Source organism: Comamonas sp. B-9, from assembly GCF_000410635.1.
GTDB lineage: Bacteria > Pseudomonadota > Gammaproteobacteria > Burkholderiales > Burkholderiaceae_C > Comamonas.
This window is the reverse complement of record NZ_KE148572.1, coordinates 21,369-29,452: the sequence shown is the minus strand read 5'-3', so window position 1 is coordinate 29,452 and position 8,084 is coordinate 21,369. Positions and strand designations below refer to the sequence as shown.

Sequence of the window (8,084 nt, the reverse complement as noted above, 5' to 3'; positions counted from 1 at the left end):
CTCGGAGCGGTCCTGCTTGACCACCTCGGGCACGATCATCGTGATGGTGCTGCCGTCCATGCGCCACTGGCCCGTGCCTTGCAGCACAAAGCGGTACTGCTGCTCGCTGCTGGGCATGTCATAGGCCAAAAAGGCCTGCGAGCGCAGGCTGTGGTCGGGGTTGAACTGGTTGGTGTAGGTAAAGCTGGCGCTGTCCTTGCCCATGCTGATCTGGAACTGGCATTCCCAGACCCCTGCCAGGTCGGCCTCGCTGATGCTGGCCGCCGCTGGCGCCGGGGCCTGCGGTGCCGGTTTGTCGGAGGGCGCCGCCTGCTGGGGCGCGCGGGGCGCGGGTTCGGCCTCTTTTTTGGAGGGCCAGAGGCTGGAGCAGGCGGCCAGGCCGGGGAGCAGCAGCAGGCAGAACGTGGTGCGGAAGAGGGGAGTCAATGGCATCTGCGCACTCTACCAAAATCCGGTGAAGCGGCGGCCCAGGTCTTTGTAGGCCCAGGCCGCTCGTGTGCCAGCCGTTTTAGCCCGCCAACGTCGGGTAGTCGGTATACCCCTTCTCGCCGCCGCCATAGTAGGTGCTGTTATCACCCTCGTTCAGTGCCGCGCCGCTGCGCAGGCGCTCGACCAGGTCGGGGTTGGCGATATAGGGGCGGCCAAAGGCGACGATATCGGCCTGGCCGCTGGCGACGGCTTGCTCGGCCAGTGCACGGTCATAGCCGTTGTTCACCATCCAGGCGGCCTTGCCGCCAGCGCGGCGGTATTCCGCCTTGAAGGCTTCGTAGTCGAAGGGCCGGCCTTCGACTTCACGCGGGCCGCCGGTGGCGCCTTCGATCACATGGATATAGGCCAGGCCCAGCGGCGCCAGCTGGTGGGCCAGGTAGGTGAACAGGCTTTGCGGATCGGCATCGTCAATGCCATTGGCGGGGGTGACGGGCGAGAGCCGGATGCCGACCTTGCCACGGCCGACCGCGTCGATCACCGCGCGGGTGACTTCCAAGGTCAGGCGGGCGCGGTTTTCGATCGAGCCGCCGTAGTCGTCGCGGCGGGCATTGGCGCCGGTCTTCAAGAACTGGTCGAGCAGGTAGCCGTTGGCGCCGTGGATCTCGACGCCATCGAAGCCGGCGGTCTTGACCGCATTGCGGGCGGCCGCAGCAAAGCTGTGCACGATGCCGGGGATCTCCTCGGCATCCAGCGCGCGCGGCTCGGAGGTCGGCTCGAAGCGGCCTGTGCCGGTCGCAGGGTCGATCAGGAAGGTCTTGGTCTTGGCGGTGATGGCCGAGGGCGCCACCGGGGCCTGCTGGTCCGGCTGCAGCAGGCGGTGCGAGACACGGCCCACATGCCACAGCTGGCAGACAATCTTGCCGCCCTTGGCATGCACGGCGCGGGTCACCTGGCTCCAGCCATCGAGCTGGTCCTGCTCGTACAGGCCCGGCACATCGGCGTAACCCTGGCCCTGGTGGCTGATGGCGGTGGCCTCGGTGATCAGCAGCCCGGCGCTGGCGCGCTGCGCATAGTAGGTGGCAGTCATCGGCTGGGGCACCGCCTTGGGCGAGCGGTTGCGGGTCAGCGGTGCCATCGCAATGCGGTTGGCCAATTCCAAATCACCCACCTGCACAGGTTCAAACAGGTTATGGGTTGCGGTGCTTGTCATGCAAAACTCCTTGTGGTTGGATCACGGGCTTACCCGCTTTTTGTACCACGCAGCCCAGCCCTTTGCAGGCCAGGGTTGAAGCCCGGACCCTGTCGGCCAAGCGCCCGGCGGGCGCAAACCCAAGCAAATCAAGGGGTTCAATGCTGCAAAGCAGCATTTGCCGGTGGATGGTGTCGGCCGCCCGGGTACTAGGGTCAACCCGACAACGCGTAATGGCAAAGGTTCTGCGCCATGATCGACCCGGGTCTGCCAGCTGCCGATCGCAGCCTGGTGGGCAGACCGCTGTCGTTTGTGAAAGAGAAAGCGCGCATTCATGACCAAAACATCGCTGGATAAATCGAAGATCAAGTTCTTGCTGCTCGAGGGCATCCACCCTTCCGCGCTCAAGGTGTTGCAGGCGGCGGGCTATACCCAGGTTGAGGCGCTGACCGGTGCCTTGGAGGGGGAAGAGCTCAAGCGCAAGATTGCCGACGTGCACTTTGTCGGCATCCGCTCCCGCACGCAGCTGACGGCCGATGTGTTTGCCGCGGCCAACAAGCTGGTGGCAGTGGGCTGTTTTTGCATCGGCACCAACCAGGTCGATCTGAATGCGGCGCGCGAGCGTGGTATTGCGGTCTTCAATGCGCCCTTCTCCAACACCCGCTCCGTGGCGGAGCTGGTGCTGGCCGAAGCCATCCTGCTGCTGCGCGGCATTCCTGAGAAGAATGCGGTATCGCACCGGGGCGGCTGGAAGAAAAGCGCCGACAACTCCTTCGAGATCCGTGGCAAGACCTTGGGCATCGTCGGCTACGGCTCGATCGGCACCCAGCTGTCGGTGCTGGCCGAAGGCCTGGGCATGAAGGTTGTGTTCCATGATGTGGTCACCAAGCTGCCGCTGGGCAATGCCCACCAGGCCGCCAACCTCAACGCCTTGCTGGAGCAGTCCGACATCGTGACCCTGCACGTGCCCGAGCTGGCCTCGACCCACAACATGATTGGCGCGGCCCAGATCGCGGCGATGAAGCCCGGCAGCATTTTGATCAATGCCTCGCGCGGCACCGTGGTGGACCTCGACGCGCTGGCCCAGGCGTTGCAAGCCAAGAAGCTGCTGGGCGCCGCCATCGACGTGTTCCCGGTCGAGCCCAAGAGCAACAAGGACGAGTTCCAGTCGCCGCTGCGCGGCATGGACAACGTGATCCTGACCCCGCACATCGGCGGCTCGACGATGGAAGCCCAGGCCAATATTGGCCTGGAAGTGGCAGAAAAGCTGGTCAAGTACAGCGACAACGGCACCACCACCTCGGCCGTGAACTTCCCCGAAGTGGCCCTGCCCGAGCACCCTGGCAAGAACCGTATCCTGCACGTGCATGAGAACCGCCCCGGCATCCTGTCCGCCATCAACCAGGTGCTGGCCGACAACGGCATCAACATCGCCGGCCAGTACCTGCGCACCGATGAAAAGGTCGGCTATGTGGTGATCGATATCGACCAGGAATCGTCGGCGCTGGCGCTGGAGAAGCTGGCCCAGATCGCCGGCACCATCCGCTGCCGCGTGCTGTTCTGATGCCGCGCCCACCGCACCGCGCCCAGCGGCATCGGTGCAGTGGGCGGCTTTAGACACCCAGGAAAGAGGCTTATGCCTCTTTTTTCTTAGCTGCTGTTGGCATATCGATGCATGAAATGCGTAGTTGTGGAGGCGCACCCCGCTGCCTAGCATGAAGGCTTCCACCCGATTGCCAGACCACGAGGAGCGCCCATGAATGCCATCACCAATGTTCGCCACCTGAGCCCAGCGGCCGATGCCGCTGCAGCCACTGCCCTGCACGTCGAGCCTCTGGCGGGCCGCATCGGCGCGGTGGTGCATGGGGTGGCGCTGTCGGGTGCGCTGGAGCCGGCGCTATTTGCCCAGATCAAGGCAGCGCTGCTGCAGCACCGGGTGATTTTCTTCCGGGGCCAGCAGCACCTCGATGACGCCAGCCACCAAGCCTTTGGCCGCCTGTTTGGTGAGATCGAGGCCCACCCCACCGTGCCCGCACCCGATGGCACGGCTTTTCTGGAGCTCAACTCGCAGCACGGCGGCCGGGCCGACTCCTGGCACACCGATGTGACCTTCAAAGCGGTCTTCCCCAAGGTCTGCGTGTTGCGCGCGGTGACCTTGCCCGGCCATGGTGGCGACACCGTCTGGGCCAATACCGTGGCCGCCTATGAAGGCCTGCCCGCGCCGCTGCAGCAGCTGGCCGAGCAGCTCTGGGCCGTGCATGGCAATGACTATGACTATGCGGAGAACTTCCGCCAGAACACAGCCGCCAGCCAGACCGAGACGCAGGGCCGCGCCAGCTACCGCAAGGTGTTCACCAGCAAGACCATCGAGTCCGAGCAGCCGCTGGTGCATGTGCATGCCGAGACGGGCGAGAAGGCGCTGCTGCTGGGCCACTTTGCCAAGCGCATCAAGGGCCTGCGCAGCAATGAGTCTGCCGCCTTGCTGCAGCTCTTCCATGAGCGCATCGTGCGCCTGGAAAACACCGTGCGCTGGCACTGGCAGCCGGGCGATGTCGCCATCTGGGACAACCGCGCCACCCAGCACTACGCGATCAATGACTATGCCGATGCCCACCGCGTGATGCGGCGCGTGACGGTTACGGGCGACGTGGCGACCTCGGTCGATGGCCGCAGCAGCGTCGACCTGACCGTGCGCGAGCCGGCAGCGGCCTGAGTAGCCTGAGCGGCGGCCAGGCGCACCGCCTGGGCGCAGCGCCCTCCCCAACAGCAACACACAGATCGCAGATGGCGATGGCCGCCTGCGCGCACCACAGAGAGTTTCCATGACCCGAACCACCTACCACTACGAAGGCGGCCTGCTGGTGCCGCGCCGCAAGCTGCTGGTCTCTGCGCTGGCGGCCGGCGCCGGCAGCGTGCTGGGCTTTCCGGCGCTGGCGCTGGACAGCAAGCCGCTCAAGGGCGTAACGCTCAATACCTCGCTGTACAGCTCGCCGTATTCCAAGCTGCTGCGGCCCTGGATTCCCGAGTTCGAGGAGGCGACCGGCGCCAAGGTGAACTTCGACACACCCGGCTTTCCGGTCTACAACCAGCGCGCTGACCTGGAGCTGTCCACCAAGGGCGCGGCCTTTGATGCGGTCAATGTCACCTTCATCTATTCGAGCCGCTGGATCAACTCGGGCTGGCTGACGCCGCTCGATGGCTATATCAACGACCCCAACAAGACGCCGGCAAGTTTTGACATCCGCGACTTTCTCGAAGGCGCGCTCGCGCCCGAGCGGGGCCGTGACGGCCAGCTCTATGGCATCCCCTGGCAGGCCGAGGTCACGATTGCGGCGGCCTCGCGCTTTGATGTGCTCCAGCAGTCAGGCCTGGCCTTTCCCGATACGACAGACGCCTGGCTGGAAGCGGCCAAGCTGCTCAACCGCAAGGAGCGCGCGGCCGGCTTTGTCACCGACAACCACTATGGCTGGACCTTTATCCCGTTCTTGCAGGCCTTTGGCGGCGATGTGTTCCGCAAGGCCCCCGATGACCTGTTCCCCACCCTGGACAGCCCCGAGGCGATAGCAGCGGCCGACTACTTTGCCCGCCTGCTGCGCGAGTACGGGCCCGACGGTGTGGTCTCCTATACCTCGGACCAGGCCGTGCAGTCGCTCAAGGCCGGGCGCAGCCATTTGAGCGTGCAAGGCCAGATCAACCTCTCGCAGCTGGCCGACAAATCCAGCAGCAAGGTGGCGGCATCGGCGGCCTGGGGCCAGGTGCCCAAGGGTGTGGCCGGGCGCTTTCCGGGCACTGCCATCCATGGCTGGGGCATTCCGGTGGGCAGCAAGAACAAGGATGCGGCCTGGCAGTTCATCCGCTGGGCCACGTCCAAGGAAACCTTGCAGCGTGCCGTCGCTGCAGGTTACGGCTCGCCCACGCGGCGCTCGGACATCGACTCGCCCGCCTACCGTGAGCGCCAGCGCGTCAACGGCTATGACATCGCGTCGCTCGTGACATCGTCGGTGGAGCTGTCGGCCAAGCAAGGCCATATGAAGTACCGCACCGTGGCTGCCTACCCGCAGGTGGACCAGCAGATCAACAAGGCCATCGAGCTGATCGTGACCGGCCAGCGCACGCCCGAGCAGGCGATGAAGCAGGCGCAGACCGCGTCGATTGCCGAGCTGCGCCGCGCTGGCGTCTCGGTCTGAGCAGCGAGGGAGCGCTCCCATGCCGCCCACTGCATCTCTCGCGCCGCAGGCGCTCGACACCGGAGCCGCGCGCCCGCTGCCCAGCCAGGCACGCGGCAAGCCCGCTGCGGCTGCAGCGTCGCGCAACTGGCAGCGCAACTGGCAGCGCGAATCGGCACGGGCCTATGGCCTGGGCCTGGCACCGGCACTGGTGGTGCTGGCCGCCATCACCCTGCTGCCGCTCATCACGCTGGTGGTGGTGAGCCTGACGCCGCTGAGCCTGACCGACCCGGCAGCCACCTTCCACTTTGACCAGCCTGCCGGCAACTATGCGCAGCTGCTGCAGGACCAGCGCTTTGTCGATTCGCTCTGGGTGCAGGCCAAGCTCTCGTCGGTCAGCGTGCTGCTGCAGCTGCTCGTCGGCCTGGGCCTGGCCTTGCTGCTGCACAGCACCAGCCGTATGGTGGCGGGCCTGCGTACGTTCTTTCTGATCCCGATGGTGCTGCCGCCGATTGTGGTGGCCCTGGTCTGGAAGATCATCTACACGCCCGACATCAGCCCCATGCATGCGCTGCTCGAGCAATGGGGCTGGCCGCTGCGTTCGCTGATCGCCAACCCCGACACCGCGCTGTGGGCCATTGTGGCCGCCGATGTCTGGCAGTGGTTCCCGTTCACGATGCTGATGGTGCTGGCGCAGCTGCAGATGGTGCCGCGCGACCCGGTCGATGCCGCCCGCATCGATGGCGCCAACCGCTGGCAGGTGTTTGTCTACATCGTGCTGCCCTATCTGCAGCGCACCCTGGTGGTCTGCGCGCTGTTCCGCCTGATCGACAGCTTCAAGGCCTTTCCGCTGCTGTATGTGCTGACCAATGGCGGGCCGGGCACCGTGACCGAGGTGACCAATTTCTACGGCTTTATCCAGGCCTTCAACTTCTCGTACTGGGGCTACGGCAGCGCCATTGCGGTGGTGATGCTGGCCATCATCTTTGTGCTGAGCGCACTGGTCAGCCGCCTGGGCCGGGCCAAGGGAGATGCCCATGCACGCTGAGACCTGGCACCACGCAGCACCTGCGCTGCCCGTATGGCAACGCGCCGTGCAAGGCCTGCAGCGCCATCTGCGCAGCACCGCCGCCGTGCTGGTGCTGATGGTGGTGCTGTTGCCCTTTTTGTGGATGCTGCAGATGGCCTTTCGCCCGGCGGGCGATGCGCTGTCGCTGGATCTGCTCTTCAGTCCAACGCTAGAGGCCTTTGCCGGCCTGTGGCAGGACAACTTTGCGCGCTCCTTTGGCAACAGCCTGCTGGTGAGCGTGCTGTCCACCGGGCTGTCGCTGCTCTTGGGGGTGCCCGCTGCCTATGCGCTGTCGCGCTGGCGCTTCAAGCAGCGGCGCCAGGTGGCGCTGTGGGTGCTGTGCACGCGCATGGCGCCACCCATTGCGTTCACGATTCCGTTCTTTCTGGCCTTTCGCTGGCTGGGCCTGCTCGACTCGGTCTGGGGCTTGGTGCTGGTCTACCTGACCTTCAACCTGGCCATCGTGATCTGGATGATGCAGGGCTTTTTTGAGGCCATTCCCACGGCGCTCGAAGAGGCCGCCTGGATGGACGGCTGCAGCATCTGGTCGGCCTTCTGGCATGTGACCTTGCCGCTGACCCGGCCGGGCCTGGTGGCCACCGCCGTGCTGTGCTTCATCTTCTCGTGGAGCGACTTTTTCTTCGCACTGATTCTGACCCGCACCCAGGCGGTGACGGCGCCGGTCGCCATCGTCAATTTTCTGCAGTACGACGGCTGGGAGTGGACCAAGATTGCAGCGGCCGGCACCTTGGTGATGCTGCCGGTGCTGCTGTTCACGGTGCTGGTGCGCAAATACCTCGTTCACGGCCTCACCGCCGGTGGCGTCAAGGACTGAGATGGCTTCGATTGCATTGAGACAGCTGCGCAAGCACTTTGAGGGGCACGATGTGCTCAAGGGCATATCGCTCGATATTGCCGAGGGCGAGTTTGTCGCGCTGGTCGGCCCATCTGGCTGCGGCAAATCCACCCTGCTGCGCATGCTCGCCGGGCTGGAGGAGGTGAGCAGCGGCCAGATTGTGCTGGGTGGCCAGGTCATCAACGGTGTGCCGCCGCGCGAGCGCAATATCGCGATGGTGTTCCAGAACTATGCGCTCTACCCGCATATGACGGTGGCCGAGAACCTGGGCTTTGCGCTCAAGCTGCAGCGCCAGGCGCCGGAGGCCATTGCGCAGCGCGTGCAGCAGGTGGCCGAGATCCTGGGCCTGGAGCCGCTGCTGGCCCGCCTGCCCGC

7 protein-coding genes and 1 pseudogene are annotated in these 8,084 nt (G+C 65.4%); 6 read left to right on the top strand and 2 right to left on the bottom strand.

Annotation, left to right across the window (positions count from 1 at the left end; translation table 11 throughout):
- A pseudogene (locus tag H928_RS0112515) lies at positions 1-432 on the bottom strand (hypothetical protein); the annotation flags it as partial.
- Between the two features lie 76 nt (positions 433-508).
- Complete coding sequence (locus H928_RS0112510) at positions 509-1,639, bottom strand: alkene reductase (protein WP_021026820.1); 1,131 nt, start codon at positions 1,637-1,639, stop codon at positions 509-511.
- Between the two features lie 313 nt (positions 1,640-1,952).
- On the opposite strand from H928_RS0112510, the gene serA reads away from it, so the two are divergent.
- From serA to H928_RS27495, 6 genes are all read left to right on the top strand, one after another.
- Positions 1,953-3,182 carry a phosphoglycerate dehydrogenase gene (gene serA, locus H928_RS0112505; RefSeq protein ID WP_021026819.1) on the top strand — a complete coding sequence of 410 codons (1,230 nt, stop codon included), beginning with the start codon at positions 1,953-1,955 and terminating at the stop codon, positions 3,180-3,182.
- Between the two features lie 192 nt (positions 3,183-3,374).
- Positions 3,375-4,331 (top strand): TauD/TfdA family dioxygenase, encoded by a 957-nt coding sequence (locus tag H928_RS0112500; protein ID WP_021026818.1) that lies wholly within the window; start codon positions 3,375-3,377, stop codon positions 4,329-4,331.
- Between the two features lie 109 nt (positions 4,332-4,440).
- Positions 4,441-5,805, top strand: coding sequence for an ABC transporter substrate-binding protein (locus H928_RS0112495; RefSeq protein ID WP_021026817.1), 1,365 nt, complete (start codon positions 4,441-4,443; stop codon positions 5,803-5,805).
- Between the two features lie 19 nt (positions 5,806-5,824).
- Complete coding sequence (locus H928_RS0112490) at positions 5,825-6,832, top strand: carbohydrate ABC transporter permease (RefSeq protein ID WP_021026816.1); 1,008 nt, start codon at positions 5,825-5,827, stop codon at positions 6,830-6,832.
- Positions 6,822-7,688, top strand: coding sequence for a carbohydrate ABC transporter permease (locus H928_RS0112485; RefSeq protein ID WP_239644950.1), 867 nt, complete (start codon positions 6,822-6,824; stop codon positions 7,686-7,688). Before H928_RS0112490 ends, H928_RS0112485 begins: the two co-directional genes overlap by 11 nt.
- A 1-nt stretch (position 7,689) precedes the next feature.
- Positions 7,690-8,084, top strand: a 395-nt coding sequence (locus H928_RS27495) for an ABC transporter ATP-binding protein (RefSeq protein WP_043339891.1), incomplete at its 3' end; no start/stop codon positions are given.